Raw genomic sequence first — 26,985 nt, forward strand, 5'->3', positions numbered from 1 at the left:
CCCCCGGCTCGGCGGGCCGGCCCGCCGAGGGGTGGCCGTCCGCGCAGGTCGCGCAGCGTGTGACGGGCGACGCCCCAGCCGCCGCACGGCCGGACGGCGGCACCCGGCGCGGGCCGGCGGCTACAGTCGGGGCGTGTACCAACGCCTCCTGACCTGGCGCTGGGTGCTGTTGCACCTGCTGGTCCTGGCGCTGTTCGTCGCGACTTTCTTCCTCGGCCACTGGCAGCTGGGCAAGGCCGAGGACGGCGGCGGCGCGGTCAACTGGAGCTACGCACTGCAGTGGCCGTTGTACGGCTTCATGGGCCTGGGCTTCTACCTGCGGATGGTCCGGGACGAGCTGCGCCGGGACCCGGCCGAGGACGAGCCCGGCGCCGCCGTGGTGCTCTACCAGCGGCCGCGGATCGACACCACGGGCGACCCCGAGCTGGCCGCCTACAACGCCTACCTGGCGGAGCTGAACGCGAAGGCGCTGGGGCAGCAGGTGAACGGTGGCCGCTGAGTCGACCGCGTCCCCGGCGGCCACGGTCCCACCGAAGGTCCAGGGAGCACTGACCCGCTACCGGGTGATGGCCTACGTCGTCGGCGTCATGCTGCTGCTGCTGGTCTTCGTCGCGGTGCCGCTGCGCTATGCCGCGGGTGTGCCCGAGGTGTCCGCGGTCGTGTCGCCGGTGCACGGCTTCCTCTACATCGTCTACCTGGTGGCCGCCTTCGACCTCGCGTTGAAGGCGCGCTTCACCGCCAAGGGCACCGTCCTGGTGCTGCTCGCCGGCGTGATCCCCTTCCTCTCCTTCTGGGCCGAGCGCCGGGTGTCCGTCCGGGTCCGCGCCGGCCAGCCGCTCTGACCTCCCCCCGCTACCGACTCCCTGGAGCCCTCCCGCATGTGCGGTCTGCTCGCCTACCTGTCCACCGATGCCGAACGGGTCGACGAGCAGACGGTGGCCGGGGTGCAGCACGCCCTCCGCTGCCTGCGCCACCGCGGCCCCGACGACCGGGAGGTCTGGTCCGACGGGCACGCCGTCCTGGGGTTCAACCGGCTGGCGTTCATCGACATCGAGGGCAGTCCCCAGCCGATGCCGTACGCCGGTGACCGCTACCGGATCGTCTTCAACGGCGAGATCTACAACTACCTGGAGCTGCGCGAGGAGCTCAAGGCCGCCGGCGCGACCTTCGCGACCGAGGGCGACACCGAGGCGATCGTCGCCGGGTACCACCTGTGGGGCGAGGCCGTCGTCCCGAGGCTGCGCGGCATGTTCGCCTTCGTCATCTGGGACAGCCTGACCGGGACGGCGTTCGGCGCCCGGGACGCCTTCGGCATCAAGCCCCTGTTCACCGCCCGGCTGGCCGACGGCGGACTGGTCTTCAGCTCCGAGAAGAAGGCGCTGCTCGAGCTGCTGGGCGGCAGCGACGCGGCCGGCGGGGTCGACGCGGCCTCGCTGCAGCACTACCTGACCCTGCAGTACGTGCCGGAGCCCGCGACCCTGCACCGGGGCATCCGGCGGATCGAGAGCGGCACCAGCTTCACCGTCGTCGACGGCGAGCTGCACACCTCCCGCTGGTTCCACCCCCGGTTCGACTCGACGCCGGTGGCCGCAGGGTCGGAGCAGGCGCTCTACGACCGGATCGCCGAGGTGCTCGACGACTCGGTGGCCAAGCACATGCGCGCGGACGTGACCGTCGGCTCGTTCCTGTCCAGCGGCATCGACTCGACGGCGATCGCGGCGCTGGCGCACAAGTACAACCGCGACCTGGTGACCTTCACCGTCGGCTTCCAGCGCGAGGCCACCTCGGAGGTGGAGATCGCCGCGGAGTCGGCGGCTGTCCTGGGCGTCCGGCACGTGCCGGTCGAGATCACGGCCGAGGAGTTCGCCGAGGCGATCCCGACGGTCGTCTGGTACCTCGACGACCCGGTCGCCGACCCGGCGCTGGTGCCGCTGTACTTCGTGGCCCGGGAGGCGCGCAAGCACGTCAAGGTCGTGCTCTCCGGCGAGGGGGCCGACGAGCTGTTCGGCGGCTACACCATCTACCGCGAGCCGCTGAGCCTGGCGTGGGCGGCGAAGCTGCCCGCCGTGGGCCGGCAGGCGCTGGGCCGGCTGTCCCGGCTGGTGCCCGAGGGCGTCCGCGGGCAGGACCTGCTGCGCCGCGCGTCGATCCCGCTGGAGGAGCGGTACTACGGCAACGCCCGCAACCTCAACGCCGACGAGCTGGCCCAGCTGCTGCCCGGCCGTGACCCGGACCTGTCGCACGTGACGGTCACCGAGGCGCTGTACCGGCAGACCCGCGAGGCCGGCTACGACGACGTGACGGCCATGCAGTACGTCGACCTGTTCACCTGGCTGCGCGGTGACATCCTGGTCAAGGCCGACAAGATGACGATGGCCAACTCGCTGGAGCTGCGGGTGCCCTTCCTCGACCCCGAGGTGTTCGCAATCGCCAGCAGCCTCCCGCTGGAGATGCGCGTGCCCCGCCGCGGCGACGCGACCAAGTTCGCGCTCCGCCAGGCGATGCGTCAGATCGTGCCGCCGAAGATCATGAACCGCCGCAAGCTGGGCTTCCCGGTGCCGACGGCGGAGTTCCTGGCCGGTCCGCTGCACGACTGGGCGCAGTCGATCGTCAAGGACAGCCAGACCGACGAGTGGCTGGACCGCGAGCACGTGCTCGGTCTGCTCGAGCGGCTGACCCGGGCCGACGTGCCCAGCAAGCGGATCGCCCGGCAGGTGTGGGAGGTGCTCGTCTTCATGATCTGGCACGGCATCTTCGTCGAGGAGCGGATCCGCCCCGAGGTCCCGGAGCCGGTCTACCCGGTCCGGCTGTGACCCGCCGGCGGGCGGGCGGCGCGGCCGTCGGCCTGCTGGCCGTGGCGCTGCTCGCCGGCTGCTCCGGCGGCGACGACGACCCGGGCCCGGCGCCCACCACGGCCGTGTCCGTCGCGCCGTCGTCCGCACGGACCCCGCCGCCGATCTCGCCGCGGACGACGATCAGCTTCCCCCCGGACACCAGCCTCTCGCCGCCGAACGGCGGCGGGGTGCCCGTCCCCATCCCGTCGGACCCGCAGACCGACCGCTGAACGCGGCAGCGCCCGGCCCCTCGACGAGGTACCGGGCGCTGTCACACGTCGTTCCGGCCCTCCTGCAGGGCCCCGCCGCGAGCTCGCGAGTGGTGGCGGGCAGGAGGGTCCTTCCTCAGTGGAAGGAGTCGCCGCAGGCGCAGGAGCCGCCGGCGTTCGGGTTGTCGATCGTGAAGCCCTGCTTCTCGATGGTGTCGACGAAGTCGATCGTCGCGCCGCCGAGGTACGGGCCGCTCATCCGGTCGACGATGACCTCGACGCCACCGAACTCATAGGTCTGGTCGCCGTCGAGGAAGCGCTCGTCGAAGAACAGCTGGTAGCGGAGGCCGGAGCAACCGCCGGGCTGCACCGCGATCCGCAGCCGCAGGTCGTCGCGACCCTCCTGCTCCAGCAGCGTCTTCACCTTCGACGCGGCGGGGTCGCTGAGGATGACGCCCGTGGCGCCGGGGGCCTGCGTGTCCTGCACGGTCATGTTGTGGTCCTCCCACACTCGAGGGTGTCCTGCTCGACCGGCCGCGGGAGCTCACTCCTCTGGCTGGTCATCACTGGCGCTCAACACCGCCGTGGCGGAGCTGCTTCCCACTGTACGGCGCAGGTCCGCGTGAAGGGGAGCACGCGGACCACTCCCGAGGAGGAGCCGGGACCCGCGACCAGCCTCGGAGGGCGCCCGCGGACACGTAGACTCCACGTCCGTGAAGCTCCGCCTGCCCGGCCGCCGTCCCGCCACCGACCCGACGCCGGAGGCCGCCACCGCCGTGACCGCCCACGGGGCGACGGCGGTGGGCACGACGGGCAAGGGCCGGCCGACCCCCAAGCGCACCGAGGCGCAGGGTCGCCGCTCCGGGCCGGTCCCGCCGCCCCCCACCACGCGCAAGGAGGCCTTCAAGCGCCAGCGCGAGCAGCAGGCCGCCGGCCGCGGCAGCGCCCGGGAGGCCGCCGCCCGCGGTGACGACAGCGCGCTGCCCGCCCGGGACCGTGGCCCGGTGCGCCGCCTCGTCCGCGACGTCGTCGACGCCCGGCGCAACGCCGGCAGCTTCTTCCTGGTGGTCGCCGCCCTGGTGCTGATCGGCTACTTCATCCCCAGCCCGGCGGTGCAGGGTTACACCGTGTTCGTGTGGTTCGCGTTCTTCCTGGTGATCATCGCCGACTCGTTCGTGCTCGGTCGGCGGATCAAGCGGGTCGTGCTCGAGCGGTTCCCGAACCACAAGGAGTCGATGCGCTCGCTGATCTGGTACGGGGTGAGCCGGGCGACGATGATCCGTCGCTGGCGCTTCCCCAAGCCCCAGGTCGCCCTCGGCGCCGAGATTTAGGGCCCCCCCGCCCCCCACCACTCGCAAGCTCGCGGCGGGCCCCTGCGAGGGGCCGAAGGGTCGTCATTACCCGACCTAAGTACCGTTCCTGGTCGTGCAGACACGACGCCTCGGCCGTTCCGGCCTGACCATCTCCGAGATCGCCTACGGGAACTGGCTGACCCACGGCAGCCAGGTCGAGGAGGACGCCGCGCACGCCTGCGTGCGGGCCGCCCTCGACGTGGGGATCACCACCTTCGACACCGCCGACGTCTACGCCGGCACCCAGGCCGAGTCCGTGCTCGGCCGGGCGCTCGCCGGCCAGCGCCGCGAGGGCCTGGAGGTCTTCACCAAGGTGTACTGGCCCACCGGGTCCGGTGCCAACGACCGCGGCCTGTCCCGCAAGCACATCACCGAGAGCTGCAACGCCTCGCTGAAGCGGCTGCAGACCGACTACGTCGACCTCTACCAGGCGCACCGCTACGACGCCTCGGTGCCGCTGGAGGAGACGATGACCGCCTTCGCCGACCTCGTGCGGCAGGGCAAGGTGCTCTACCTGGGCGTCTCCGAGTGGCGCGCCGAGGAGATCGCCGCCGCGGCCGAGCTGGCCCGGGAGCTGAAGGTCCAGCTGATCAGCAACCAGCCGCAGTACTCGATGCTCTGGCGGGTCATCGAGTCCGAGGTGGTGCCGACCAGCGAGAAGGAGGGCCTCTCGCAGATCGTCTGGTCGCCGCTGGCCCAGGGTGTGCTGACCGGCAAGTACCTGCCCGGCCAGCAGCCGCCCGCCGACAGCCGCGGTGGGCACGCAGGTGTCGGTGGCTCCATGAAGAGCTATCTGACCGACGACGTGCTCACCCGGGTGCAGCAGCTGCGTCCGATCGCCGACGAGCTCGGCCTGTCCATGGCGCAGCTGGCGGTGGCCTGGGTGCTGCAGAACCAGAACGTCGCTGCGGCGATCATCGGGGCCAGCCGTCCCGAGCAGGTGCACGACAACGTCAAGGCGGCCGGCGTCGAGCTGCCGGCCGAGGTCATGACCCGCATCGACGAGGCGCTCGGGGACGTCGTGGAGCGCGACCCCGCCAAGACCAGCCGGGGCTAGTCGAAGGACCCCGTCCCCCTCACCCCTCGCAAGCTCGGGGCGAGCCTCTGGACGGGGCCACCGGGGCGGACGATGCGTCGTCCGCCCCGGTTCACGTCGCCGCCAGGCCCATCGGGCCGTACACCCGCTCACCATCCTGCTGGAGGGTGACCGTCGCGATCCCGCGCTCCAGCAGGTCACGCCAGGCCTCCCCCAGCCAGGACTCCGCGTCGCCCTGGTTGTCGCACTCGGGCACCTCCACCCCGAGCGTGGCCGGATCGACCGTCGCCCCGGTGGGGTCTTCCAGCTGCCAGGTCCAGCCCATGCGGCGAGGCTAGCGAGCATCGGTCCCCGAGAGCAGCTCCAGCCACGGCGATCTTGGTTTACCCGGTGAGGACAACGGGGCATGGCAGGGTCGGCGCGCTCGCGTCACAGCCGTTCCCCCGAGCCCGCGGAGGACCCATGAGCCAGCTGGAGCGGGTGTCGCGATGACCGCCCCCGACGAGCCGCGCCCCGCTGACCCGGACGCGATCCGTGCCGACATCGAGGCGACCCGCGAGCAACTGGGCCGCACGGTCGACGAGCTGGCTCACCGGCTGGACGTGCCGAGCCGCGCCAAGGAGCGCGCGCTGCTGGCCCGGGACACCGCGGTGGAGACCTACCGAGAGAGCCCACCCGCCGTGCTCGGGGCCGCCGCGGCCCTGGTCGCGGTCGTCGTGGGCATCGTCATCTGGAGGAAGAAGCGATGAGCAAGGGCGCGAAGATCGTCTACCGCCCGATCGGGCTGATCGGGAGCCTCGTGGCGAGCTCGATCGCCGCGTCCCTGTTCCAGGTCATCTGGAAGAAGGCGACGCACGCGGAAGACGCCCCGACCGCGATGCAGAGCGAGTACCGGCTGCGCGAGATCCTCGTCGCCTCCGCCCTCCGCGGGGCGATCGTCGCCGTCGTCAAGGCGCTCGTCAGCCGGGGCGGGGCGCGCGGCTTCACCAAGCTGACCGGCGCCTGGCCGGGCGACTGACCTCCCACCCCCACCCGTAGGCACCACCGCGAGACGAGGACCAGCACGATGGCGGACACCCAGCGGCCACAGAACGCCGTGGAGCGGATCCAGCAGCGGGTGCAGGAGAAGGCTGCCCGCCGTGCCGCGGCGCGCGCAGCCGAGGACAGGTCCACCGACTCGCTCCCCCGCAACGGCGCCACCACGTCGACGGTCGTGGAGACCGAACGGCGGGAGGCCGCGCGGCCTGCTCCGGAGGTGCCGAGCGAGGCCGAACTGCCGGGCGTGCACGCGGAGAAGCCGACCGAGATCCCGGCGCGCGGCTGGAAGCAGATCGTGAAGCGCGCGTGGGCGGAGAACAGCGCCGACAACATGCCCATCATCGGCGCCGGCGTGGCGTTCTTCGCCTTCCTCGCCCTGTTCCCGGCACTGATCGCGACCATCTCGCTCTACGGCCTGGTGGCCTCCCCGGAGACGGTCTCCCGGCAGATCCAGTCGCTGTCGGACCAGCTCCCGGCAGAGGCGCAGACGCTGCTCGCCGACCAGCTGACCGCCATCACCGAGAACAGCGGCGGCGCCCTGACGGTCAGCCTCATCATCTCCATCGCCGCGGCGCTGTGGAGCGCGGCGGGCGGCACGGGGAACCTGATCACCGCGGTCAACCTGGCCTACGACGAGGTGGAGACCCGCGGCTTCGTCAAGCGCAAGCTGCTGGCCCTGGGGCTGACCCTCGGCGCGATCATCTTCGTGCTGCTCACCATCGCCCTCATCGCGGTGGTCCCGGCCGTGCTGGACGCGCTGCCGCTGGGGATCGTCGGGACCGTCCTGGCCCAGGTGCTGCGCTGGGTGCTGCTGCTCGGTGTGATGGCCGGCGCCCTGTCGGTCCTCTACCGGGTGGCCCCCGACCGGGACGCGCCGAAGTTCCGCTGGGTCAGCCTCGGCTCGATCGTCGTCACCGTCATCTGGGCGCTGGTCAGCCTGCTGTTCAGCCTCTACGTGAACAACTTCGGGTCCTACGACAAGACCTACGGGGCGATCGCCGGCGTCATCGTGCTCATGCTGTGGCTGCAGCTGACCGTCTTCCTCGTCCTCCTGGGAGCCGAGATCAACTCCGAGGCCGAGCACCAGACGTCGGCGGACACCACCGAGGGCGAGCCGCAGCCGATGGGCCAGCGCGACGCCACCATGGCCGACGAGCTGCCCGACCCCCCGACCCCCACGAAGGAGAGCAAGCAGAAGGCGTAGCCCTCCTGGCCCCGTTCAGGGACCCGCGTCGAGCGTGCGAGGGGTGTGGGGAACGGGGTCCTTGGTGTGGGACTCGACGAACGGGGGACGACGGACGACGACCGGCTGCGGGCGGCCCCGGACGTCGACGGCGACCTCGGCCCCCTCGACGAGCCCGGCCGCGGTGTCCAGCAGCGCCAACGCGATGCCAGTGCGCAGGGTCGGGGAGAACGTCCCGCTGGTCACCTCGCCGACGACCGCACCGTCGGCGGCCAGCACGCTCATCCCGGGCCGCGGGATGCCCCGGCCCGGTGCCTGCAGGCCCCACAGCCGCCTCGACGGGCCGGCGGCCCTCTCCGCCGTGAGCGCCTCCCGGCCCCAGAAGGCGTCCTTGTGCCACCCCACCGCCCAGCCGGAGCGGGCCTGGTCGGGGGTGATGTCCAGGGACAGCTCGTGGCCGTGCAGCGGGTAGCCCATCTCGGTGCGCAGCGTGTCCCGGGCGCCGAGCCCGCACGGCCGGATCTGCTCGGGCTCGCCGGCGGCCAGCAGCGCGTCCCAGAGTCGAGCGGCACGGTCGGCGGCGACCAGCAGCTCGTAGCCGTGCTCCCCGGTGTAACCGGTGCGGCAGACGGTGACCTCCTCGCCGGCCGCGCCGGGCGTCTCAGCGAAGGACATGTAGTCCAGCTGCCCGGGCAGCCCGACGGCGGCGAGCACCTCCGCCGACCGGGGCCCCTGCAGCGCCAGGACCGCGACCTCGGTGTGCCGGTCGGTCACCGAGACCCTGGCCGGTGCCCCGTCGGCGAGCCGGGTGAGGACGGCCGCGGCATTGGCGGCGTTCGGCACGAGCAGGACGTCGTCGGGGCCGTGCAGGTAGACGATCAGGTCGTCGACCACGCCGCCGGCCCGGGGCTCGCCGTCGGGGACGCAGCACAGCGTGTACTGCGCCTGCCCCGGGCCGATCCTCGCCAGGTCGTTGGTCAGGCAGGCATTGACGTACTCCGCCGCCCCGGGACCGCGGACGGTCGCCGTCCCGAGGTGGGAGACGTCGAAGAGACCGACCCCCTCGCGCACCGCGGTGTGCTCGGCGAGCACTCCCCCGCCGGCGTACTCGATGGGCATGGACCACCCGCCGAAGTCGGCGAACTTGGCGCCAGCGGCCTCGTGGCGGTCGTGCAGAGGAGAGGTCAGCGGGCTCACGGCGGACACGCTAGTGCGGCCCTCCTGCAGGGTCCCGCCGCGAGCGTGCGAGCGGTGGGGGGCAGGAGGGTCCTTCTAGGATCACCGCGTGCCGCCGACGATCTCCGCCACCGACCGCCCGCTCGAGAAGCTCTCCGCCGACGCCGTCGTCGTCGGCGTGGGCAAGGGACCCGACGGGCTGCTCAGCACACCGGGCGCCGACGCCGTCGACCGGCTCCTCGGCGGGCGACTGCTCGGCGCGCTGGCCGACCTCGGCGCGAGGGGCGGCGAGGACGAGGTCACCAAGCTGCCCACCTTCGGCCAGGGTCCCTTCCCGGTGGTCGCGGTCGCCGGTCTCGGGGCCCCGCAGCCCGACGGCGGGTACGCCCCGGAGGCGGTCCGCCGCGCCGCGGGGGCTGCCAGCCGGGCGCTCACCGGACGGGCCGCGGTCCTCACCCTGCTCGCGGCGGTCGGCGGGGCGCCGGACGTCGCGCGGCTGCAGGCAGTCGGTGAGGGCGCGCTGCTGGGTGCCTACGAGTTCACCGCCTACAAGTCCGACCTGCCCGCGGGGCGGCCCACCCCGCCGGCGTCCTTCCAGCTCGTCGTCCCCGACACCGGGGCGGCCAAGGCGCCGCTGGCCCGGGTCCGCGCCGTCGCCGACGCCGTCGCCCTGGTGCGTGACCTGGTCAACACGCCGCCCAACGACCTGTACCCGGCCGAGCTCGCGGCGCGCGGCGCCGCCGCCGGCAAGAAGGCGGGGCTGTCGGTGGAGGTGCTGGACGAGAAGGCGCTGGCCGCAGGTGGCTACGGCGGCATCCTGGCCGTCGGCGCCGGCTCGGCCCGCCCGCCGCGGCTGCTCCGCCTGGAGTACCGGGGCAAGAAGGCCCGGACGAGCGTGGCGCTGGTCGGCAAGGGCATCACCTTCGACAGCGGCGGCATCTCGATCAAGCCGGCGGCCGGCATGGCCGACATGAAGAGCGACATGGCCGGTGCGGCCGCGGTGATCGCGACGGTCTGCCTGGTCGCGGAGCTGGGCCTGCCGGTCGACGTCACCGCCACGGTGCCGATCGCGGAGAACCTGCCCAGCGGGACCGCCTACCGACCGGCCGACGTGGTGACCTTCCGCAACGGCAAGAAGTCCGAGATCACCAACACCGACGCGGAGGGCCGCGTGGTGCTCGCCGACGCGATCACCCGCGCGCTGGAGGACTCCCCCGCCCACCTGCTGGAGACCTCCACCCTGACCGGCGCCCAGCTGGTGGCGCTGGGCACCCGGACCTCGGGGGTCATGGGCAGCGAGGAGCTGCGGGACGCCGTCGTGTCCGCCAGCCGTCGCAGCGGTGAGCCGATGTGGGCGATGCCGCTGCCGCCGGAGCTGCGCCGCAGCCTGGACTCCACCACCGCGGACTTCACCAACTCCGGCTCGGACCGCTTCGGCGGCATGCTGGTGGCCGGGCACTTCCTCGCCGAGTTCATCCCGTCCGGCCAGCAGTGGGCGCACATCGACATCGCCGGCCCGGCCTACAACACGGGAGCTCCGTGGGGCCACACGCCCAAGGGCGGCACCGGCGTGCCGGTGCGCACCCTGCTGGCGACGATCGAGGACCTCATCGCCGACGCGAGCTGACCTGGAGGACCCCGCCCTCCTCACCCCTCGCAGGCGCGGGATGAGCCTCTGGACGGGGCCGGCGCGTCCTACTGGAGGCGGTCCCCCTTCTGCCGTGCGCTCCAGTCCCGCATCCGCTGCGGGTAACCGGTGACCTGCGCGTCGTAGACGGGCACCGCGAGGTCCCGGGACAGCCGGCGCGCGACCTCGGGGCCGTCGATGCGCCGGCGCGTCCACTCCCCGTCCGCCGCGACGAGCAGGATCGTCGTCTCGGTGACGGCGGTCCGCGGCTCGACGTACCCCTCGACCCCGCGCCGGCTGGCCACGAACTGCTCCAGGTGGGCGAGGTCCGCAGACCCCGAGGCGCGGTCGAGGGTGCCCCGGCGGTCACGGCCCCGACCCCCTCCGGCGCCCCGGCCGCGCAGCCGGTCGAACAACCCCATGTCCCGCTCCCGTCGCCGGGGCCGCGACCTGCTGCGCGACGCTCCAGCGACAGCAACGGTGCATGCGGACGCGCCGTTCCCGGGAGTGGCAGGATGGGCAGGCGCAGGATCGCCGGGCCCGGGACACCTCCGGGCCACCCAGCACTTGAGGAGCACTCGTGAGCGCACCGACCACCCCCGCTGACCTGGTCATCCTCGGTGGTGGCTCCGGTGGCTACGCCGCCGCGCTGCGCGCCGCCGAGCTCGACATGTCCGTCGTCCTGATCGAGAAGGACAAGGTCGGCGGCACCTGCCTGCACCGTGGCTGCATCCCCACCAAGGCGCTGCTGCACACCGCCGAGGTCGCCGACCACGCCCGCGAGGGCGAGGCGGTGGGCGTCAAGTCCACGCTGTCGGGCATCGACATGGACGGGGTGAACGCCTACAAGGACGGCGTCATCTCCAAGAACTTCAAGGGCCTGCAGGGCCTGATCAAGAGCCGCGGGATCACCATCGTCGAGGGCGAGGGCCGACTGGTCTCCCAGACCGCGGTCCAGGTCGGCGACCAGACCTACGAGGGCCGGCACGTCCTGCTGGCCACCGGCTCCTTCGCCCGTTCGCTGCCGGGCATCGAGATCGACGGCACCCGGGTCATCACCAGCGACCACGCGCTGCAGCTCGACCGCGTGCCCAGCTCGGCGATCATCCTCGGCGGCGGCGTGATCGGCTGCGAGTTCGCCAGCGCCTGGAAGTCCTTCGGCGTCGACGTCACCATCGTCGAGGGCCTCCCGCACCTGGTGCCGCTGGAGGACGAGTCGTCCTCGAAGCTGCTGGAGCGCGCCTTCCGCCGTCGCAAGATCGACTTCTCGCTGGGCAGCCTGGTCTCGAGCGTGCAGACCACCGCCGACGGGGTGAAGGTCAGCCTGCAGAACGGCAAGGAGTTCGAGGCGGAGCTGGTGCTCGTCGCCGTCGGTCGCGGCCCGGTCAGCCAGGGCCTGGGCTACGAGGAGGCCGGCGTGGCGATGGAGCGCGGCTTCGTGCTCGTCGACGAGTACATGCAGACGAACGTGCCGACCATCTCCGCCGTCGGTGACCTGGTGCCGACCCTGCAGCTGGCCCACGTCGGCTTCGGTGAGGGCATCCTCGTCGCCGAGCGGCTCGCCGGGCTGCCGGTCGTGCCGATCGACTACGCCGGCGTCCCCCGGGTCACCTACTCCGAGCCCGAGGTCGCCTCGGTGGGTCTGACCGAGGCCCAGGCCAAGGAGCGGTACGGCGAGGTCGAGGTCGTCACCTACGACCTGGCCGGCAACGGCCGCGCCGCCATCCTGAAGACCGCCGGCGCCGTGAAGCTGATCCGGGCCAAGGACGGCGCCGTGGTCGGGGTGCACATGGTGGGCAGCCGGGTCGGCGACCTCGTCGCCGAAGCGCAGCTGATCTACAACTGGGAGGCGCTGCCCGAAGAGGTCGCGCAGCTCATCCACCCGCACCCGACGCTCAGCGAGGCCCTCGGCGAAGCTGCTCTGGTGCTGGCGGGCAAGCCGCTGCACGCTCACACCTGATCGCCGCCCAGTCCCCGCTCGACCCCCTGCTCCACCCCCCGACTTGAGGAGACCTGCCTTCGATGCCGACGTCCGTCACCATGCCCGCCCTGGGCGAGAGCGTCACCGAGGGCACGGTCACCCGCTGGCTGAAGCAGGAGGGTGACCAGGTCGAGGTCGACGAGCCACTCCTGGAGGTGTCCACCGACAAGGTGGACACCGAGATCCCGTCCCCGGCGGCCGGCGTGCTCTCCAAGATCATCGTCGCCGAGGACGAGACCGTGGAGGTCGGCGCGGAGCTCGCTGTGATCGGCGGCGACGCCGGTGGCGACGGCGGCACCCCGGCACAGGAGGCTCCCGCGCAGGAGGCCCCGGCACAGGAGGACCCCGCACAGGAGGCCCCGGCACAGGAGGCCCCCGCACAGGAGGCCCCGGCACAGGAGGCCCCCGCACAGGAGGCCCCGGCGCAGGAGGCCCCAGCAGCGGAGACCCCCGCACCGTCCGGCGGCTCGGCGGGTGGCGGCGAGGGCACGAAGGTGACCATGCCGGCGCTGGGTGAGAGCGTCACCGAGGGCACGGTCACCCGGTGGCTGAAGGCAGTCGGTGACGAGGTGGCGGCCGACGAGCCCCTGCTCGAGGTCTCCACGGACAAGGTCGACACCGAGATCCCGTCCCCGGTGTCGGGCACGCTGCTGTCGATCACGGTCAACGAGGACGAGACCGTCGAGGTCGGCGCGGAGCTCGCGCTCATCGGCGCCGCTGGCGCCGAGCCCGAGTCCGCACCGTCCACCCCCGCACCGTCCACCCCCGCGCCGGCCGCGGACGAGCCGCAGCAGTCGGCTCCGGAGACCGACGCGCCGGCGCCCGTCTCGCAGGAGGCCCAGCCGACCTCGGTGAAGGCCACCACCGACACCGGCCAGCCCGGCGCGGACTACGGCTCCAGCGGCGCGATGCCGACCCAGTCCCCCACCGACCAGCCCTCGCCGGCCCAGGCCGTCGCGCCGGCGACCCCGCCGGCTCCCGCACCGGCAGGTGCCGCGGCCTACGTGACCCCGCTCGTGCGTCGCCTGGCTGCCGACAACGGCGTGGACCTGAACTCGGTCGAGGGCACCGGGGTGGGTGGACGGATCCGCAAGCAGGACGTCCTCGCAGCAGCCGAGAAGGCCGCCCAGCCCGCTCCCGCGGCGGCCGCACCGGCCGCCGCCGCGTCGTCCGCGTCGTCGGGTGCCCCCACGCCGTCGCCGGCCGCCACTCCGGACAGCTCGCTGCGTGGTCGCACCGAGAAGATGTCGCGGCTGCGCACGGTCATCGCGAAGCGGATGGTGGAGTCGCTGGAGATCAGCGCCCAGCTGACGACCGTGGTCGAGGCGGACGTCACCCGGATCGCCAACCTGCGCAACCGGGTGAAGAACGACTTCGCCGCCCGCGAGGGCGTCAAGCTCTCGTTCCTGCCGTTCTTCGCCAAGGCGGCCGTCGAGGCGCTCAAGGTCCACCCCTCGGTGAACTCCTCGGTCGACATGGCCGCAGGCACGGTGACCTACCACGACAGCGAGAACCTGGGCATCGCCGTCGACACCGAGCGGGGTCTGCTCGTCCCGGTGATCAAGGGCGCCGGCGACCTCAGCCTGGCCGGGATCGCCCGCAAGATCGGCGACCTCGCCGAGCGGACCCGCTCCAACAAGGTCACCCCGGACGAGCTGGGCGGCGGCACGTTCACGCTGACCAACACCGGCAGCCGGGGCGCGCTCTTCGACACCCCGATCATCAACCAGCCGCAGGTCGCGATCCTGGGCGTCGGTTCGGTCGTGAAGCGTCCGGTCGTGGTCCAGGACCCGGAGCTGGGTGAGGTCATCGCCGTGCGGTCGATGGTCTACCTGGCGCTGACCTATGACCACCGGATCGTCGACGGCGCCGACGCCGCCCGCTTCCTCACCACGGTGCGGGAGCGACTGGAGGCCGGTCAGTTCCACGGGGAGCTCGGCCTGTCCTGAGCGGCGGCCCCGTCCTGATCGTCCCCCGCACGCTCGGGACGGGACCTCGGACGGGGTCTGGAGGGGCCCCGGCTCACACCGGGGCCCCTCGCCGTCTGCACCGCCCGACGGTGCGCCTCCGGCGCCCGCGCCCGGACCCAGGGAGCTCACGTTGAAGGTCGCAGTCACCGGATCGTCCGGCCTCATCGGGCCCGAGCTCGTGCGGACCCTGCGCGCCGATGGCCACGACGTGCTGCGACTGGTCCGCCGGACGCCGCGGACGGCAGACGAGCACCGCTGGGAACCCGCCCTCCACCGCATCCCGCCGGGCCTGCTCGACGACGTCGACGCGGTGGTCAACCTGGCCGGCGTCGGGGTCGCCGACCGCCCGTGGACGACGAAGCGCAAGCAGCTCGTGCTCGCCAGCCGGGTGGACAGCACCACGACGGTCAGCCGTGCCCTCGCCCAGGCCGTGACCGACCACCCGGGCCGGGAGCGGGTCCTGCTGTCCGCCTCCGCGGTCGGCTGGTACGGCGACACCGGTGACCGGGTCCTCGACGAGACGGTGCCGGCCGGGGACGACTTCCTGGCCCGGGTGTGCGTCGAGTGGGAGGCGGCCACCGGCTCGGCCGCGGCGGCCGGCGTCCGGGTCGCGACGCTCCGCACCGGCCTCGTGCTCGGCCGGGGTGGGCTGCTGGGGAAGCTGCTGCCGCTCTTCCGCGCCGGGCTGGGCGGGAAGCTCGGGAACGGTCGGCAGTACATGCCCTGGATCAGCCTGCGGGACGAGGTCGACGCGATCCGCTTCCTGCTCACGGCGCCGGTCTCCGGCCCGGTGAACCTGACCGGCCCCGCGCCGGTCACCAACGCGGAGTTCACCGCGGCCCTCGCCGGCGTCGTGCACCGGCCGGCCGTGCTGACCGTCCCCGGACCGGCCATGCGTCTGGCGCTGGGCGAACTGGCCCGGGTGGGCGTCCTCGCCGGCCAGCGTGCGGTGCCGACGGTGCTCGAGGCGGCCGGCTTCTCGCACAGCCACCCCGACCTCGTGTCGGCGCTGCAGGCCGCCGTGCGCGCGTGAGGATCACGGCTCCACCTGTGCCTCGCTGATCCGCCAGCCGACGTCGGTCGGCCGGACGACCAGGTGCACCTCGGTCGCACCGCGCGCCGGCACGTCGGTGGCCGCGGGCCCGTCGACGCCGACCGGCTCCACGCGGTAGCCGGGCAGTTCGTCGACCAGCCGGAGCTCGACCCGGTCGTCGGCTCCGGCCCTGACCTCCTCCAGCCGTCGGACCTGCGGCGCGAAGCCGCGCAAGGCCCGGCCCTGGTCCCGCAGCGCCAGCAGCGCGGTCGTGTCCCGGTCGAGCAGTGCGCTGCCCGGCACGTACACCCCGGCGAGGAGCGTGGCGTCGCCGGCGGTGAAGGCCGCCGCGCGTCGGGCGTACAGCTCGGTGAGGACCGCGGTCCACGCTGCGTCGTCGGCCGGCAGCACGGGCTGGTCGGCGGCGGGCACACCGACAGGCGCCGGGTCGGCTCGCGGCACGGCGCTGCCGGTCGGCTGCGGAGACGCCGTCGGCGACGGGTCGGCGGGTGGTGCCGTGGTCGTCGCGTCCACCTCCGCCCGCTGCTCGGTCGTCTCCGCGGCCGGGACCGGCTCAGCCGGGCCGCCGCCCCAGCTGGCCCCCGCCCAGGCCGCTCCGGTGAGGCCGACGGCGACCGCCGCCAGGACACCGGCCACCACGACCGCCCGGTGGAGGAGCCGGCCGGCGATGCCTCGGACGCCGTGCTCCGCCGCCGGCCCGAGCCGTTCGGCCAGGCCGGCGCGGAGCCGGGCGAGCCGGCCAGCGGGAACCGGAGCGGCGTGGGCCGCCCGGACCCGCCCGGGCACCTGGTGGGTCAGCTCGGTACGCCGCCCGGGGCCGGTCGCGCCCAGCTCGGTGTCCGGCACGCCGGTCACCGGCAGCCGGATCGGCTCAGGCGTGCAGGCGTGCCGCAGGTCGAGGGCGAAGGCCGCCGCGGAGCCGCGCCGGTGGGGCTCTGGAGACAGACCCCGCCGGACCACCCGGAGGAGTTCCTCCGGGGACTCCGGGGCCAGCAGCTCGAGGTCCGGGAGCTCTCCGTCGGCGGCGACGGCGAGCGTGCCCCGGGGGTCGGCCGCGTTCCACGGTGCGATCCCGGTGAGTGCGTGGAAGGCCGCAGCAGCCACCCCGAAGACGTCCGAGGCCGGTCCCGGGGCGCCGCCACGGGCCACCACCGGGTCGACGTAGGCCGGGGTGACCTCGGCCCCCACCCGGTCGCCGACCAGGCGCGCCGTGCCGAGGTCGGTCACCACGGGGCGGCCCTCCGCCGTGAAGACCACGTTCCCGGGAGACAGGTCGCCGTGCACGATGCCCCGGTCGTGGGCGTGTGCCAGCGCGGCCGCGACCGGTGCCACGGCGGTGACGACCTCCCCGGGGCGCAACCGCCCGCGTCGCGCCAGCAAGGCCGCCAGGCTCCCACCGGCGAGGAGGTCGAGGACGAGCGTGACCTCCGCCGGGCCGCCCCGCACCTCCCGTCGCACCACCTCGTGCAGGCGCACCAGGTGCGGGTGGTCGAGCTCACCGAGCAGCGCGGCCTCGCGCTCCTGCCGGGCCGCGTCGCCTCGCACCAGGACCTTGACCGCGACCGGCGGGCCCCCACCGCGAGGCCGGGCGCGCCAGACCTGCCCGGACCCGCCGCGACCGAGCAGTTCCTCGAGCACGTAACCGGGCACGACGGGAGCCGCGGGCGGGCTGGACTGAGCGGGCATGCCGGGGACGGTAGGACGATCGGCCGTGCCGCCGCCGGCGTCGTCCACAGGCACCGGTGATGTCCACAGCCCCCGTCCCGAGCACGACGGCACCTGCCGCACGGCCTAGGTTCGGCCCATGCCACTCCCCTCCCGCGCCGAGGTCGTCGTGGTCGGCGCCGGTCTCGCCGGGCTGTCCGCGGCGACCCGACTGGCGGCCGCCGGCCGGGACGTCCACCTGCTCGACGCGGCCGAGGCGGCGGGCGGCCGACTGGCCACCACCCGGATCGACGGCTTCCTGGTCGACCGCGGGTTCCAGGTGCTCAACACCGGCTACCCGCGGGTCGCCGACCTCGACCTGCCCGCGCTGGACCTCGGCTTCTTCTGGACCGGCGCCGTGCTGCGGGTCGAGGGGCGCGCGCACCGGGTCGTCGACCCCCGCCGGCACCCCGCGGCCACCGTGGACACGCTCCGCGCTCCCCTGGGTGGTCCGCTCCGGGAGGCCGCACTCGCCGCGTTCTCCGCCCGCGCCGGCTACCTGCCGGTCCCCCGGCTGCTGTCGGCAGTCGAACGGTCGGCCGAGGAGTCCCTGCGCCGGGCCGGCGTCGGGGAGCAGGCACTCGAGGTCCTCCTCCGGCCGTTCCTGGCCGGCGTGCTGCTGGAGGACGGGCTCGAGACCTCCAGCCGCTACCTCGACCTGGTCTGGCGCAGCTTCGTCCGCGGTCGGGTCGGCCTGCCTGCCGCCGGCATGCAGGCGATCGGCGGCCAGTTGGCAGCCCGGCTCCCGGCCGAACGGCTGCACCTGGGGGTCGGGGTGACGGCGGTCGACGGCGGGTCCGTGCGCACCGGAGCCGGGACGACGACCGCTGACGCGGTGGTGGTGGCCACCGACCCGGACACCGCGGCAGCGCTGGTGCCGGGCCTGGACGCCGCGGCACCCCGCCAGGTGACCACCCACCTGCACGTCCTGCCGGCCTCCCCGTGGCCCGACCCCCTCATCGTGCTCGGGCAGCCGGGCGGGCAGCTGGTCAACACCGTGGTCGTCTCCGACGCCCAGCCCGCCTACAGCCCCGACCGCCGGGCGCTGGTGTCCAGTTCCACGCTGGCCCCGACCCGGGAGGCCGACGTCCGCGCCGAGATCGCCCGGGCGCACGACGTGGCCGAGGCCGACCTGGAGCACCTCACCAGCGTGACGGTGACCGGCGCGCAGCCGGCCGCCACTCCCCCGCTGCAGCACCGCCGGCCGGTGGACCTCGGCGGCGGGTTGTTCGTCTGCGGTGACCACCGGGACACCCCGTCCATCCAGGGCGCCATGGCCAGCGGTGCCCGCACCGCCCGGGCGGTGCTGCGGCGGCTCGGCGAGGCAGCACCGGCGGCGGCCGACCGGGGCGGCCGGTGACCGCCACCGCGCCGACAGTGCTGGCCACGAGCATCGGCTTCGACTCGCGTGGCCGCGGGCCGTACGACTGGTCGCCGGGGCCGGTCTTCGACCTGGCGTTCCAGCTGGCCGGCGACCCCGACCGCCCCCGGATCTGCCACCTGGGCACCGCCACCGGGGACGAGCCCACCCGGATCGCCGGTTTCTACGGCGCCTTCGCCGCGCGCCCCGACGTGGCCGTGTCCCACCTGAGCCTGTTCCCGATGCCCACCGTCGCCGACGTCCGCGCGCACCTGCTGGCCCAGGACGTCGTGTGGGTCGGTGGCGGGAGCGTGGCCAACCTGCTCGCCGTCTGGGCGGTGCACGGCCTCGACGAGGTGTTCCGCGAGGCGTGGCGGGCCGGCGTGGTGCTGGCCGGGGTGTCGGCGGGCTCGCTGTGCTGGCACGTCGGCGGCACCACGGACTCCTTCGGTCCGGACCTGCGTCCGGTGACCAACGGCCTGGGCCTGCTCCCGTACTCCAACGGGGTGCACCACGACTCCGAGGTCCGGCGCCGACCGCTGTACCACCGGCTGGTGGCCGACGGCACCCTGCCGCCGGGGTTCGCGACCGACGACGGGGTGGGCCTGGTGTACCGGGGCGCCGAGCTGGTGGAGGCCGTCGCCGACCGCCCCGGCAAGGCGGCCTACCGCGTCGAGCGCGGGGACGACGGCGCGGCGGTGGAGACCCGGATCGAGCCGCGGCGACTGCGCTGACGGCCCGCGGCCCGCGGCCGGCGCCGGTCACCGCCATGACGGCACGCGTCCCGCCGCCGGGCATAGGCTCCGACCGTGAGCGAACTGCGAGTGGTCCGGGCGGGCACGGTCCCCTACGAGGACGCGTGGGCATGGCAGCGCCGGCTGCACGAGGAGCGGGTCGCGGGCACCGGCCCGGACACGCTGCTGCTGCTGGAGCACCCGGCGGTCTACACCGCCGGCAAGCGCACCCTGCCGCACGAGCGGCCCTTCGACGGCACGCCGGTGATCGACGTCGACCGCGGGGGCAAGATCACCTGGCACGGCCCGGGGCAGCTGGTCGGCTACCCGATCGTGGCGCTGCCCGACCCGGTCGACGTCGTCGCGCACGTCCGCCGGATGGAGCGGGCGCTCATGACGGTGTGCTCCGAGCTCGGCGTCGCGACCGCGCTGGTCGAGGGCCGCAGTGGGGTCTGGGTGCTCGCCGACGACCGGGGGCCGGACCGCAAGGTGGCGGCCATCGGCGTCCGGGTGGCCCGCGGGGTGACCATGCACGGCTTCGCGCTCAACTGCGACCCGGACATGGCAGCCTTCTCCAACATGGTGCCGTGCGGCATCCCCGACGCCGGCGCCACCTCGCTGAGCGCCGAGCTCGGCCGCGACGTGCCGGTCAGCGAGGTCATCGACGCCGTCGAGGCCGCGATGCGCCAGGTGCTCGCAGCCACCGTCCCGGCGTAGGGCCAGCACGACCCGGCCCCCTCGCAGGGGCCCGCTGCGAGCCTGCGAGCGGTGGGGGGCGAGGGGGTCCTTCGTCAGCCGAGGACGAAGTTGACCAGCCGGCCCGGCACCGCGACCACCCGGCGCACGGTGGCGCCGGCCAGGTGTCCGGCGATCCGGTCGTCGGCCCGGGCCGCGGCCTCCAGCGCGGCGGCGTCCGCGTCGGCGGGCACCTCCACCTGCGCCCGCACCTTGCCGTTGACCTGCACCGCGACCTCGACGGTGTCGTCCACCAGCCACTGCGGGTCGGCCACCGGGAACGAGGCCCAGGCCACCGAGTCCGGGTGCCCCAGCCGGGCCCACAGCTCCTCGGCCAGGTGCGGGGCCAGCGGCGCCACCAGCAGGACCAGTGCCTCGGCCACCGCGCGGGGCACCGCCGTCCCCGGCTGGGAGGCCGAGGTCAGGTGGTTGGTCAGCTCGGTGATCCGGGCGATGGCGATGTTGAACCGCAGCGTCGTCATGCCGTCCCGGACGGCCTCGATCGCCCGGTTCAGCGCCCGCGAGGTGTCGGCGTCGGGCTCGACGTCCCCGGCCCGCACCGCGCCGGTCTCCTCGTCGACGACCACCCGCCAGATCCGCTGCAGCAGCCGCTGCGACCCGACGACCGCCTTGGTCTCCCACGGCCGCGACTGATCCAGCGGCCCGGTCGACATCTCGTAGACCCGGAAGGTGTCGGCCCCGAAGGCGTCGACCATCTCGTCGGGCGTGATCACGTTCTTCAGGCTCTTGCCGATCTTCCCGTACTCACGGTCGACCGGCTGCCCCTGGTAGAGGAACTGCCCGTCGGACTCGACCACCTCGGCGGCGGGCACGTAGAAGCCCCGCGCGTCGGTGTAGGCGAACGCCGAGATGTAGCCCTGGTTGACCAGCCGGCGGAACGGCTCCTCGCTGGAGACGTGCCCCAGGTCGAACAGGATCTTGTGCCAGAAGCGGGCGTACAGCAGGTGCAGCACCGCGTGCTCCACCCCGCCGACGTACAGGTCGACGCCGCCGACGTCACCCGGCTCCTGCGGCCCCAGCCAGTACCGCTCCAGCTCCGGGTCGACGAGCACCTCGTCGTTGGTCGGGTCGGCGTAGCGCAGGTAGTACCAGCACGACCCGGCCCAGTTGGGCATCGTGTTGGTCTCCCGGCGGTAGGTCCGCGGGCCGTCCCCCAGGTCCAGGGTGACCGTGGTCCAGTCGGTGGCCCGCGACAGCGGCGGCTCGGGCTTGGAGTCCGCGTCGTCGTCGGCGAAGGTCTTCGGGGAGTAGTCGTCGACGTCGGGCAGCAGCACCGGCAGCAGCGCCTCCGGGACGGCGACCGGCAGGCCGGCGTCCGGCCCGTCGACGGCGTACACGATCGGGAACGGCTCGCCCCAGTACCGCTGCCGGCTGAACAGCCAGTCCCGCAGCTTGTAGGTGGTCGTCGCCTCGCCGTGGCCGGAGGCCACCAGCCACTCGGTGACGGTGGCGATCGCAGCGGCCTTGTCCAGCCCGTCCAGCGACAGCTGCTCGTTCGAGCTGTTGATCATCGGCCCGGTGCCGGTCCAGGCGCCGCCGTCGAAGTCGGCCGGCGGCTGCACGGTGCGGACGACGGGCAGCCCGAAGACCTGCGCGAACTCCCAGTCCCGGGTGTCCTCCCCGGGCACCGCCATGATCGCGCCGGTGCCGTACCCGGTCAGCACGTAGTCGGCGATGAACACCGGCAGGTCCCGGCCGGTCAGCGGGTTGACCGCGGACACGCCCAGCCAGACGCCGGTCTTGTCCCGGCCCTCGGTCTGCCGCTCCAGCTCCGACCGGCGGGAGGCCTGCAGCTGGTAGGCGGCCACCGCCTCGGCCGGGGTGGCCGCCCCGGCCGTCCAGCGCGGGTCGGCGTCGGCCGGCCACTGCGCGGCGGTCAGCGTCTCGACCAGCGGGTGCTCCGGGGCCAGCACCAGGTACGTGGCACCGAACAGGGTGTCCGGCCGGGTGGTGAACACCTCGACAGCCTGGGATCCCGCGGCCTCGCCCCCACCCACCCCGAAGCGGACGCGGGCACCGGCCGAGCGACCGATCCAGTTGCGCTGCATCTGCTTCAGCGAGTCCGGCCAGTCCAGCCGGTCCAGGTCGGTCAGCAGCCGTTCGGCGTAGGCGGTGATCCGCATCTTCCACTGGGTCAGCGGACGCCGGAACACCGGGAAGTTGCCGCGCTCGGAGCGGCCGTCCGCGGTGACCTCCTCGTTGGACAGCACGGTGCCCAGCCCCGGCGCCCAGTTGACCGGCGCCTCGTTCAGGTAGGCCAGCCGGTGCGCGTCGACGACCCGCCGGCGCTCGACCGGGTCCAGCTCCGCCCAGCTGCGACCCTCGGGCAGGGTGCCCGGCGCCGGCTCGCGGGTGCCGGCGTCCAGCTCGGAGACCAGTTCATCGATCGGGCGTGCCTTGCCGGCGGTCTCGTCGAACCACGCCTCGAAGACCTGCCGGAAGATCCACTGGGTCCACTTGTAGTAGCCCGGGTCGATCGTGGCGAAGGTGCGGCGGGTGTCGTGGTCGACGCCCAGCCGGCGCAGCTGACGACTGATCGCGGCGATGTTGGACTCGGTGGTGACCCGCGGGTGCTGACCGGTCTGCACGGCGTACTGCTCGGCGGGCAGCCCGAAGGCGTCGTAGCCCATCGGGTGCAGCACGTTGCGCCCGTCCATGCGCAGGAAGCGGCTGGTCACGTCGGTGCCCAGGTAGCCCAGCGGGTGCCCGACGTGCAGCCCGTCCCCGGAGGGGTAGGGGAACATGTCCATGACGAAGGCCTTGGGCCGGTCGGCCACCCGCTCGAAGCCCCCGCTCAGCGGACCCACCGGGTTGGGCGTGTGGAAGGTGCCCTCGGCGTCCCAGCGGTCCTGCCAGGCGAGCTCGATCTGCTGCGCCAGTGCCGGGGTGTACCGGTACGGCGGTACCCCGTCGGTGGACGGGTCGGTGCTCGGGCTGGCCGTCTGGCTCATGGTCGGGTGCTCCCAGGTGCTGGTGTCCGGTGCGGCGGGCAGAAAAAAACCCCTCACGCAGGAGGGGTCGCCGTGCTGCTCTGAGGTCTCAGGTCAGCACGGCGGCAGAAGCAGGAGTCCGCCGGTCACGCCGCCGATCCTAGCGCGCGGCGCGCCCGGCCCTGGGTCCGTCCACGGCGAGTGGCACCGGTCACCTTGCGGGACCGTTTCGTCCGCTGATCGTCCGGGCAGACCTGAGGTGGCGTTCAAGATGGCAGCGCCGCCCCGCCGGGCCCGTGAGACAGCGCACCCCGGGGGCTCTGCAGCTGCCGACCGGTCCGTCACCGGAGGCCACATCCACGTCCTGACGACGCCGGCCCGGTCACGGCCGTCGTCGCGCGTGGGTTCTGCACGCCCCCGTGGCGCTCCTCCCGGACCGGTGCCAGCCGGAGGAACCCATGACCGACGTCGCGTCGACACCGTCCACCCGTCAGCTCGACCGCCCTGCCGAGCCGCTCAACGCCACCACCCTGTCCGGGCTCGCCGACCGCGCCCAGGTGCCCACCTACGACCGGAGCGCCCTCACCCCCGCGGTCGTGCACATGAGCGTCGGCGGCTTCACCCGGGCCCACCAGCTGGTCTACCTCGACGAGCTGGCCGAGCGCGGGTGCACCGACTGGGGGGTGGTGGGCGTCGGCCTGCACAGCACCCACATGCGCGACGCGCTCGCGCCCCAGGACCACCTCTACACCGTGGTGGAGCGGGGCGAGGACGCCGAGCGCGCGCGGGTCGTCGGGGCGATGGTCGACTACGTCTACGCCCCGGACGCACCCGAGCGGGTGCTGGACCTGCTCGCCGACGAGCGGACCCGCGTGGTGACCATGACCGTCACCGGCACCGCCTACCGGATCGACCCGCACAGCGGCGAGTTCGAGCCCGACGACGAGGCCCGGGCCGACCTCGAGCACCCGCACCGACCGAGCTCGGTGTTCGGCTTCCTCGTCGAGGCGCTCGACCGTCGCCGGCGGGCGGGCACCCCGCCGTTCACCGTGGTGTCCTGCGACAACATGCAGTCCAACGGGACCGCGGCCCGCACCGCCGTCGTCGGCTTCGCCCGCCTGCGGGACGAGGTCCTGGCGCGCTGGATCGCCGACGAGGTCGCCTTCCCCAGCAGCATGGTCGACCGGATCACGCCCGCGACCAGCACCGACGAGCGCGACGCCATCGCCGCCGACCTCGGCATCGACGACAACTGGCCGGTCATCACCGAGCCGTTCTCGCAGTGGTTCGTCGAGGACCGGTTCTGCAACGGCCGACCGGAGCTGGAGACCGTCGGTGTCCGGTTCGTGGACGACATCGCCCACTACGAGCTGATGAAGACCAGGTTGCTGAACGCCAGCCACTGCGCGATCGGCTTCCTCGGCCAGCTCGCCGGGCTGGAGACCACCGACCAGGTCGTGTCGGACCCCGTCTTCCACGACTACCTGGACCGGCTGATGCTCGGTGAGGTGATCCCGCTGCTCCCCCGGCCCAGCGGCGTGGACCTGCCCGAGTACGAGTCGTCCCTGCTCCGCCGGTTCGCCAACCCGGCCATCGGTGACCAGCTGGGCCGACTGAGCCGCCGCGGCTCCACCAAGGTGCCGAACTACCTGCTGCCGTCGCTGTGCGCGGCGCTGCAGGAGCGCCGCCCGCACGCGCTGCTCACCATCGCCGTGGCCGGGTGGCTGCGGTACCTGCACGGCGCCGACGAGGCGGGCCGGCCGATCGAGGTCCAGGACCAGCTGGCCGACCGGCTGCAGGAGCTGGCCCGCCGCGGGGGCACCGACCCGCGCCCGCTGCTCGCCGAGCGGTCGGTCTTCGGCGACCTGGTCGAGGACGAGGCGTTCGTCATGCGCCTGGAGGAGGTTCTGCGGCAGCTGGCGGACGGCGGGGTCCGGGCGACGCTCGCCGGCCACCTGGCCGCCGCCGGGCCCGTGCCCGCGCAGCCGGACGTGGACGACGCCGCCGAGGAGCAGGTGCCTGCCTGAGCCCGGCCCCGACCCGGACACCTCGCCCCTCCGGGCGGGGTGTCCGCGGGCGGTGGACCCGGTCCGGACCAGTGGTCATGATCACCTGGGCGTTTGCCGTGCGACACTGAGGGCACGTAGACCTCCCGGCGTTGAGCAACAGCGCCGCCTGGCGAACGACCGCAGACGGCCCGCCCCTGGTCAGGGTGGTGCCGGCAGCTGCGGGAAGGGCCCTGACGCTGCGGCCGCCCCCGGGCGGCCGCGCGAGGGACGGTCGGTCGCGGCGGGGCCCGGACACGCGGGCGCGGCAGGCAGGGGCAGGACGCGGGACAACCCGCAGGTCGAGCACGTTGACGCAGACGAGGAGGTCACGCATGGCAGCAGGCGCCCCGCACGGCAGGGTCGGGATGATCGATGCCCCGGCACCGGAGGCCGTCCCGCTGTCCGAGCGCACCCTCGGCGTGCACGCACGCCGCCTCCGCGTGCCCACCTACGACCGGGCTGCCCTGACCCCTGCGGTCGTCCACTTCAGCGTCGGCGGGTTCCACCGCGCCCACCAGCTCGTCTACCTCGACGACCTGGCCGAGCAGGGCGTGTCCGACTGGGGTGTGATCGGCGTCGGGCTGCACTCCCCGGCCATGCGCGACGCGCTCCGGCCCCAGGACCACCTGTACACCGTCGTCGAGCGCAGCTCCGCGGGCGAGCAGGCCCGGGTGATCGGCTCGATGGTCGACTACCACTTCGCGCCCGACTCGCCGGAGACGGTCCTGGCGCTGCTGACCGACGAGCGCACCCGGTTGGTCACCATGACCGTGACCGGCAACGCCTACCGGATCGACGCGCTCAGCGGCGAGTTCGCCCCCGACGAGGCGGTGCTCGCCGACCTCGCCGACCCGCACCACCCGCGGTCGCTGTTCGGCTACATCGTCGAGGCGCTGGACCTCCGCCGCCGGGCCGGCCAGCGCCCGTTCACCGTGCTCTCCTGCGACAACATGCAGCAGAACGGCGAAGCCGCCCGCGCCGCCGTCGTCGGCTTCGCCCAGCTCCGCGACGAGGTGCTGGCCCGCTGGATCGCCGACAACGTGGCCTTCCCGGGGAGCATGGTCGACCGGATCACCCCGTCGACCAGCGAGCAGGACCGGGACGACATCGCCCGGCGGTTCGGCGTCGCGGACGCATGGCCGGTGATCACCGAGCGGTTCTCCCAGTGGGTCATGGAGGACTCCTTCTGCAACGACCGGCCCCCGCTGGAGCGGGTCGGCGTCCAGTTCGTCACCGACGTGGGCGACCACGAGCTGATGAAGACCCGGCTGCTCAACGCCGGCCACTCGGCGCTGGGCCACCTCGGGCAGCTTGCGGGGCTCACCCGCGTCGACGAGGTCATGGCCGACCCGGTGCTCGGCCGGTACGTGACCCGGCTGATGGCCGAGGAGATCGCCCCGCTGCTGCCGCCTCCCGCCGGGGTCGACCTGGCCGGGTACCAGCGGAGCCTGCTGCAGCGCTTCGCCGACCCCTCGATCGGCGACCGCCTCGACCGGCTGTGCCGGCGGGGCTCGTCGAAGGTCCCGCTCTACCTGCTGCCCACGCTGCGCACGGCGCTGGCCACCGGCCGGCCGAGCCGGCTGCTCACCCTGGCGGTCGCCGGCTGGTGCCGCTACCTGCAGGGCACCGACCTGGCGGGGAACGAGCTCGTCGTCGCCGACGAACGCGCCGCGGAGCTGCAGGAGCTGGCCCGGGCCGGCGGCACCGACCCCCGCCCGCTGCTCGAGGTGCGCTCGGTGTTCGGCGACCTGGGCGACGACCCGGCGTTCGTCGACGCGGTGGCGCTGGCGCTGCGCCGGCTGGAGCGGGACGGCGTCCGGGCGACGCTCGCCGCCGCGGTGGACTACGCAGCCGGTGTTCGCCACGATGCGGTCACCCCCGCGCCCGCGGGTCGAGCCGTGGACCACGGTCGGCGCGCTCGCTCCGCGGCGCTCTCGTCCGTCCCGGTGGCCACGGTGGCGGCGGTCGGCGATCGCCTGCTGCCCGCATGACC

At 73.9% G+C, this 26,985-nt stretch carries 23 protein-coding genes and 1 pseudogene; 18 read left to right on the plus strand and 6 right to left on the minus strand.

Going from position 1 to position 26,985, the window contains the following annotated elements:
* The first annotated feature begins 133 nt into the window (after nt 1–133).
* The 4 genes from FHL79_RS00355 to FHL79_RS00370 are packed head-to-tail and all read left to right on the plus strand — an operon-like array spanning nt 134 to nt 3,064.
* A complete protein-coding gene (locus FHL79_RS00355; protein WP_138756660.1) occupies nt 134–499 on the plus strand; it encodes a metalloprotease in 366 nt (121 codons plus the stop codon).
* The gene (locus FHL79_RS00360) at nt 489–842 is read left to right on the plus strand and encodes a DUF3817 domain-containing protein (RefSeq protein WP_138756661.1); all 354 of its coding nucleotides are present in this window, start codon (nt 489–491) and stop codon (nt 840–842) included. Before FHL79_RS00355 ends, FHL79_RS00360 begins: the two co-directional genes overlap by 11 nt.
* Nucleotides 843–878: 36 nt before the next feature.
* The gene (gene asnB, locus FHL79_RS00365) at nt 879–2,813 is read left to right on the plus strand and encodes an asparagine synthase (glutamine-hydrolyzing) (RefSeq protein WP_138756662.1); all 1,935 of its coding nucleotides are present in this window, start codon (nt 879–881) and stop codon (nt 2,811–2,813) included.
* Nucleotides 2,810–3,064 (plus strand): hypothetical protein, encoded by a 255-nt coding sequence (locus FHL79_RS00370; RefSeq protein ID WP_138756663.1) that lies wholly within the window; start codon nt 2,810–2,812, stop codon nt 3,062–3,064. Before asnB ends, FHL79_RS00370 begins: the two co-directional genes overlap by 4 nt.
* A gap of 115 nt (nt 3,065–3,179) precedes the next feature.
* Here FHL79_RS00370 and FHL79_RS00375 read toward each other — a convergent pair whose 3' ends face one another.
* Nucleotides 3,180–3,536, minus strand: coding sequence for a HesB/IscA family protein (locus FHL79_RS00375; RefSeq protein ID WP_014741535.1), 357 nt, complete (start codon nt 3,534–3,536; stop codon nt 3,180–3,182).
* A gap of 220 nt (nt 3,537–3,756) precedes the next feature.
* On the opposite strand from FHL79_RS00375, the gene FHL79_RS00380 reads away from it, so the two are divergent.
* On the plus strand, nt 3,757–4,374 hold the full coding sequence (locus FHL79_RS00380) for a DUF3043 domain-containing protein (RefSeq protein WP_138756664.1): 618 nt from the start codon (nt 3,757–3,759) through the stop codon (nt 4,372–4,374).
* Between the two features lie 94 nt (nt 4,375–4,468).
* Nucleotides 4,469–5,452, plus strand: a complete 984-nt coding sequence (locus FHL79_RS00385; RefSeq protein ID WP_138756665.1) for an aldo/keto reductase family protein — start codon at nt 4,469–4,471, stop codon at nt 5,450–5,452.
* A gap of 91 nt (nt 5,453–5,543) precedes the next feature.
* Here the strand turns inward: FHL79_RS00385 and FHL79_RS00390 are convergent, their stop codons facing one another.
* Nucleotides 5,544–5,756: a hypothetical protein gene (locus FHL79_RS00390; RefSeq protein WP_026845271.1), complete on the minus strand. Its 213-nt coding sequence runs from the start codon at nt 5,754–5,756 to the stop codon at nt 5,544–5,546.
* A 139-nt stretch (nt 5,757–5,895) separates the two neighbouring features.
* Here FHL79_RS00390 and FHL79_RS00395 point away from each other — a divergent pair.
* The 3 genes and pseudogenes from FHL79_RS00395 to FHL79_RS00405 all read left to right on the plus strand — a co-directional run.
* Nucleotides 5,896–6,180, plus strand: a pseudogene (locus FHL79_RS00395) (DUF3618 domain-containing protein); the annotation flags it as partial.
* Nucleotides 6,177–6,449: a DUF4235 domain-containing protein gene (locus FHL79_RS00400; protein WP_138756667.1), complete on the plus strand. Its 273-nt coding sequence runs from the start codon at nt 6,177–6,179 to the stop codon at nt 6,447–6,449. The pseudogene FHL79_RS00395 and the gene FHL79_RS00400, both read left to right, overlap by 4 nt.
* Nucleotides 6,450–6,497: 48 nt before the next feature.
* Entirely contained in the window at nt 6,498–7,673 is a 1,176-nt protein-coding gene (locus FHL79_RS00405; protein WP_138756668.1) for a YihY/virulence factor BrkB family protein, read from the plus strand.
* Between the two features lie 15 nt (nt 7,674–7,688).
* Here the strand turns inward: FHL79_RS00405 and gcvT are convergent, their stop codons facing one another.
* Nucleotides 7,689–8,849, minus strand: coding sequence for a glycine cleavage system aminomethyltransferase GcvT (gcvT, locus tag FHL79_RS00410; RefSeq protein WP_138756669.1), 1,161 nt, complete (start codon nt 8,847–8,849; stop codon nt 7,689–7,691).
* 88 nt (nt 8,850–8,937) lie between these two features.
* Here gcvT and FHL79_RS00420 point away from each other — a divergent pair, with 88 nt between their 5' ends.
* Nucleotides 8,938–10,455, plus strand: a complete 1,518-nt coding sequence (locus FHL79_RS00420) for a leucyl aminopeptidase (RefSeq protein WP_138756670.1) — start codon at nt 8,938–8,940, stop codon at nt 10,453–10,455.
* 68 nt (nt 10,456–10,523) lie between these two features.
* Here the strand turns inward: FHL79_RS00420 and FHL79_RS00425 are convergent, their stop codons facing one another.
* Complete coding sequence (locus FHL79_RS00425; protein ID WP_138756671.1) at nt 10,524–10,877, minus strand: oxidoreductase; 354 nt, start codon at nt 10,875–10,877, stop codon at nt 10,524–10,526.
* A 158-nt stretch (nt 10,878–11,035) separates the two neighbouring features.
* Here FHL79_RS00425 and lpdA point away from each other — a divergent pair, with 158 nt between their 5' ends.
* The 3 genes from lpdA to FHL79_RS00440 all read left to right on the plus strand — a co-directional run bounded on the left by lpdA (nt 11,036) and on the right by FHL79_RS00440 (nt 15,439).
* Nucleotides 11,036–12,415, plus strand: coding sequence for a dihydrolipoyl dehydrogenase (gene lpdA, locus FHL79_RS00430; RefSeq protein ID WP_138756672.1), 1,380 nt, complete (start codon nt 11,036–11,038; stop codon nt 12,413–12,415).
* Between the two features lie 62 nt (nt 12,416–12,477).
* On the plus strand, nt 12,478–14,385 hold the full coding sequence (sucB, locus tag FHL79_RS00435) for a 2-oxoglutarate dehydrogenase, E2 component, dihydrolipoamide succinyltransferase (protein ID WP_138756673.1): 1,908 nt from the start codon (nt 12,478–12,480) through the stop codon (nt 14,383–14,385).
* Between the two features lie 151 nt (nt 14,386–14,536).
* Nucleotides 14,537–15,439 carry a TIGR01777 family oxidoreductase gene (locus FHL79_RS00440; RefSeq protein ID WP_138756674.1) on the plus strand — a complete coding sequence of 301 codons (903 nt, stop codon included), beginning with the start codon at nt 14,537–14,539 and terminating at the stop codon, nt 15,437–15,439.
* 3 nt (nt 15,440–15,442) lie between these two features.
* Here the strand turns inward: FHL79_RS00440 and FHL79_RS00445 are convergent, their stop codons facing one another.
* Nucleotides 15,443–17,146, minus strand: coding sequence for a serine/threonine-protein kinase (locus FHL79_RS00445; RefSeq protein WP_138756675.1), 1,704 nt, complete (start codon nt 17,144–17,146; stop codon nt 15,443–15,445).
* A gap of 118 nt (nt 17,147–17,264) precedes the next feature.
* Here FHL79_RS00445 and FHL79_RS00450 point away from each other — a divergent pair, with 118 nt between their 5' ends.
* The 3 genes from FHL79_RS00450 (at nt 17,265) to lipB (ending at nt 19,975) form a co-directional block, all read left to right on the plus strand.
* The gene (locus FHL79_RS00450) at nt 17,265–18,524 is read left to right on the plus strand and encodes a protoporphyrinogen/coproporphyrinogen oxidase (RefSeq protein ID WP_138756676.1); all 1,260 of its coding nucleotides are present in this window, start codon (nt 17,265–17,267) and stop codon (nt 18,522–18,524) included.
* Nucleotides 18,521–19,258 (plus strand): Type 1 glutamine amidotransferase-like domain-containing protein, encoded by a 738-nt coding sequence (locus tag FHL79_RS00455; RefSeq protein ID WP_138756677.1) that lies wholly within the window; start codon nt 18,521–18,523, stop codon nt 19,256–19,258. Before FHL79_RS00450 ends, FHL79_RS00455 begins: the two co-directional genes overlap by 4 nt.
* A 75-nt stretch (nt 19,259–19,333) precedes the next feature.
* Nucleotides 19,334–19,975: a lipoyl(octanoyl) transferase LipB gene (gene lipB / locus FHL79_RS00460; protein WP_138756678.1), complete on the plus strand. Its 642-nt coding sequence runs from the start codon at nt 19,334–19,336 to the stop codon at nt 19,973–19,975.
* Between the two features lie 74 nt (nt 19,976–20,049).
* On the opposite strand, the gene leuS is transcribed toward lipB, so the two are convergent.
* Nucleotides 20,050–22,965: a leucine--tRNA ligase gene (gene leuS / locus FHL79_RS00465; protein ID WP_138756679.1), complete on the minus strand. Its 2,916-nt coding sequence runs from the start codon at nt 22,963–22,965 to the stop codon at nt 20,050–20,052.
* A 437-nt stretch (nt 22,966–23,402) separates the two neighbouring features.
* On the opposite strand from leuS, the gene FHL79_RS00470 reads away from it, so the two are divergent.
* Both FHL79_RS00470 and FHL79_RS00475 read left to right on the plus strand, forming a co-directional pair.
* A complete protein-coding gene (locus tag FHL79_RS00470; RefSeq protein WP_138756680.1) occupies nt 23,403–24,971 on the plus strand; it encodes a mannitol dehydrogenase family protein in 1,569 nt (522 codons plus the stop codon).
* Between the two features lie 353 nt (nt 24,972–25,324).
* Nucleotides 25,325–26,983, plus strand: coding sequence for a mannitol dehydrogenase family protein (locus FHL79_RS00475; RefSeq protein ID WP_246080168.1), 1,659 nt, complete (start codon nt 25,325–25,327; stop codon nt 26,981–26,983).
* The last annotated feature ends 2 nt before the right edge of the window (nt 26,984–26,985 follow it).

The sequence above is a fragment of the Modestobacter altitudinis genome (assembly GCF_005930475.1).
In the GTDB taxonomy this organism is placed as follows: domain Bacteria; phylum Actinomycetota; class Actinomycetes; order Mycobacteriales; family Geodermatophilaceae; genus Modestobacter; species Modestobacter altitudinis.

Excerpts from the sequence above, each read along its gene's own strand:
- FHL79_RS00425 (WP_138756671.1), bottom strand. The coding sequence starts at position 10,877 with ATGGGGTTGTTCGACCGGCTGCGCGGCCGGGGCGCCGGAGGGGGTCGG.
- FHL79_RS00445 (WP_138756675.1), bottom strand. The coding sequence starts at position 17,146 with ATGCCCGCTCAGTCCAGCCCGCCCGCGGCTCCCGTCGTGCCCGGTTAC.
- FHL79_RS00475 (WP_246080168.1), top strand. The coding sequence starts at position 25,325 with ATGGCAGCAGGCGCCCCGCACGGCAGGGTCGGGATGATCGATGCCCCG.
- FHL79_RS00470 (WP_138756680.1), top strand. The coding sequence starts at position 23,403 with ATGACCGACGTCGCGTCGACACCGTCCACCCGTCAGCTCGACCGCCCT.
- leuS (WP_138756679.1), bottom strand. The coding sequence starts at position 22,965 with ATGAGCCAGACGGCCAGCCCGAGCACCGACCCGTCCACCGACGGGGTA.
- FHL79_RS00450 (WP_138756676.1), top strand. The coding sequence starts at position 17,265 with ATGCCACTCCCCTCCCGCGCCGAGGTCGTCGTGGTCGGCGCCGGTCTC.
- asnB (WP_138756662.1), top strand. The coding sequence starts at position 879 with ATGTGCGGTCTGCTCGCCTACCTGTCCACCGATGCCGAACGGGTCGAC.
- FHL79_RS00405 (WP_138756668.1), top strand. The coding sequence starts at position 6,498 with ATGGCGGACACCCAGCGGCCACAGAACGCCGTGGAGCGGATCCAGCAG.
- FHL79_RS00375 (WP_014741535.1), bottom strand. The coding sequence starts at position 3,536 with ATGACCGTGCAGGACACGCAGGCCCCCGGCGCCACGGGCGTCATCCTC.
- sucB (WP_138756673.1), top strand. The coding sequence starts at position 12,478 with ATGCCGACGTCCGTCACCATGCCCGCCCTGGGCGAGAGCGTCACCGAG.
- FHL79_RS00400 (WP_138756667.1), top strand. The coding sequence starts at position 6,177 with ATGAGCAAGGGCGCGAAGATCGTCTACCGCCCGATCGGGCTGATCGGG.
- FHL79_RS00390 (WP_026845271.1), bottom strand. The coding sequence starts at position 5,756 with ATGGGCTGGACCTGGCAGCTGGAAGACCCCACCGGGGCGACGGTCGAT.